The 332-nt window shown below is 76.5% G+C and carries 1 protein-coding gene; it reads right to left on the reverse strand.

What is annotated here, in order from left to right; all coding sequences use genetic code 11:
• On the reverse strand, positions 1-332 hold a 332-nt coding region (locus tag DEIPI_RS28285), incomplete at both ends, for a Pvc16 family protein (RefSeq protein WP_045233597.1).

The raw sequence follows: 332 nt of genomic DNA on the forward strand, positions 1-332 counted from the left end.
GCCCGGGAAGTCCCGCAGGCGCGCCCGGTCGTCGGGCTGCGCCACCCGGAACGCCACGCCCGCCCCGAGATGCCCCAGCGACTCCGGCACGAGGTCCGCCGGGAGCTCCGGGTGCCGCAGGAACAGCGCCGTCACCCGCCAGAGAAGCGCCGCCGCGTCCTCCTCCGGACCGCCCGGCACGCACACGTGGTAGCGCACGTCCAGCCGTCTGGGCGGCAGCACGAGGCGGCCCTCGCGGTCGTGACGGGGCAGCACGTCCCGCGCGTCCGTCCGCTCGTCGAGCTCGAACAGGAAGAAGTTCAGCGTCGCCGCGCGCGACGCCCTCGGCGAGC

The sequence above is a fragment of the Deinococcus pimensis DSM 21231 genome (assembly GCF_000519345.1).
In the GTDB taxonomy this organism is placed as follows: Bacteria; Deinococcota; Deinococci; order Deinococcales; family Deinococcaceae; genus Deinococcus_A; species Deinococcus_A pimensis.